The organism is Staphylococcus microti (assembly GCF_000934465.1).
GTDB lineage: Bacteria > Bacillota > Bacilli > Staphylococcales > Staphylococcaceae > Staphylococcus > Staphylococcus microti.
In genome coordinates this window covers 1-2,098 of record NZ_JXWY01000058.1, presented here as the reverse complement: position 1 = coordinate 2,098, position 2,098 = coordinate 1, and the positions used below count along the sequence as shown (strand labels likewise).

The window sequence follows — 2,098 nt, the reverse complement described above, 5'->3', positions numbered from 1 at the left end:
GACGTACTCATTGACGCTGAATCACTTTCGCTTACTGAAGTAGAAGTGCTCATTGACGCTGAGTCGCTCTCACTTACTGAAGTAGAAGTGCTCATGCTTGCTGAATCACTTTGTGATTGTTCGGATACTGATGTACTCACGGAATCACTTTGTGATCGTTCAGACTGACTTTTACTTGTCGAATCTTGTGATTGACTTTGAGATGTACTTGTTATAGGATCTGTCCCTGTTATTGTTTCTTTAAAGTAATTATCCGCTGGAGCAAGCGACCCATCTTTAGAAGCAAATGGTTTAAATGTCCATGTTAAATCACCAGAATTATTTGTAATAGGAACTATAAATGTTGATATAAGACTAGTTCCTTTTTTTACTTGAAATCCGTTAATTATTGGTGTTTCCCACCAATAATTCCCACCAGCCACTTTATTTATTGAATAGTTGTTTGGTGCTGGTTGTGTAAGATACGTGTCACTGAAACCAGTTGTATGTCCATTTTTTATAGTTGTTGGTACTCCGTATCCATCACCTAAACTCAGCATTGGGAAATGGGCATCTTGTGAAGAGGCTACATTTAAATTATTAGGCACATTAGGTTTTTCTATTACTGTAGTATTAGGGTTATCATATGAAACAATATATTGGAAAAAGAGATTTTTCCCATCACTAGTTACCTTTAAGCGGTAGTAAATAGGTAGATTATATAGTGTGTCATAGCCAGTCCCTGTATACACTTGGTCTACAGGGACTGTAGCCGCTGCTCTTGTTAATGAATAGTTCACTGAACGAAAAGCAGTTCTACTGAAATTTTGAATTTCTTTAGCGATTTCAGTTGAGATTGACGTTGATTGGGATGTTGATGTCTCTGCTGTTGTTAATTGATTTTTAGCATTTGAAGCCGTTGCTTGTTGTTGTGACTCTTCTGATGTTGCGCTTGTATTTGTTTTTTTTGATTGCGAACTTTCTGAAGCGTCTACATTACTGTCTTTTGATAGTGAAACACTCTCACTTTTCACAAGTGACTCAGATTGAGATTCTGAATCCGAAAGACTTGCTTGTTCTTCAGAAATTGCTTTGTAAATTTCACTGTCAGTAGAAGTGTTTTCTGAATCTGCAGATTCGCTTTCATCTGAAACTTGACTTTCACTTGCAATAGACAGTTGCTCGCTATCAGTCGCTGATTGTGACTGTTCAATCACAACAGATGTCTGGCCACCTACTGTTTGACTATTCGTCGCTAATTCAGATGCGACAGGTATTTCAGACGCAGCTAATGCATGTTGATCGTGCAACATGTTAACAGTAAATAAACCACCTGTGATTGCAGTGGTTCTAAAAGCGTTATCTTTAATGGCACTACCAATACTTACTTTGTCGTTTTGTTCTTTATCTACTTTATCCGTTAATAAAGACAAACCTAACATTTTAAGTAGTTGAATCTCTTTAATACCCGCTTTTACCCAGTTTTTGCCGGATTTATACAATCTTACTCTGACTTTTTCTTCGCTAAAACTTTTTTGAATTCTTTGACTTTTTTTCAACTGCAAAACTCCTAATGATTATTAAATTTTGATTATATTTTCATAAATAATATTTTATTAACTTTATACATATAAGTCAACATAATACAAAACAAATAATTTGTTCTCGCAAAATTAACACTTATATCTGGATTACCTTTAAGAAAAAAGGCTCGAGTTTCGAGCCTTTTTCTTGAATTATTTTTCTTTACGACGTTTACCAAACAAAATAAATGTCCCAAGTACTGAAATTAAACTACCAAACAATGTAATATTTACAGATTTGACACCTGTTTCTGGTAAAGTTTTATCACTTGTTTTTTTAGATTCTGGTTCACTTGGTTTACCTGGTTCACTTGGTTTACCTGGTTCTTTTGGTTTACCTGGTTCACTTGGTTTACTTGGTTCTTCTGATTTACCTGGTTTACCTGGTTTACCTGGTTTACTTGGTTCTTCTGGTTTACCTGGCTCTTCTGGTGTCTCTTTCAACTTGTAGATATAAGTAACATCAATATTACCTTTAACTACTTTACCAGTTTCTTCGTCACCATCTTGAACTTTTACAAGCACATACTCTTGAC

The 2,098-nt window shown here is 35.3% G+C and carries 2 protein-coding genes; both read right to left on the bottom strand.

Annotated elements, in window-relative coordinates; all coding sequences use genetic code 11:
• Positions 1–1,481, bottom strand: a 1,481-nt coding sequence (locus tag TP70_RS08345) for a KxYKxGKxW signal peptide domain-containing protein (protein ID WP_169743615.1), incomplete at its 3' end; no start/stop codon positions are given.
• A 234-nt stretch (positions 1,482–1,715) separates the two neighbouring features.
• Positions 1,716–2,098, bottom strand: a 383-nt coding sequence (locus tag TP70_RS08340) for an LPXTG cell wall anchor domain-containing protein (RefSeq protein WP_044360942.1), incomplete at its 5' end; no start/stop codon positions are given.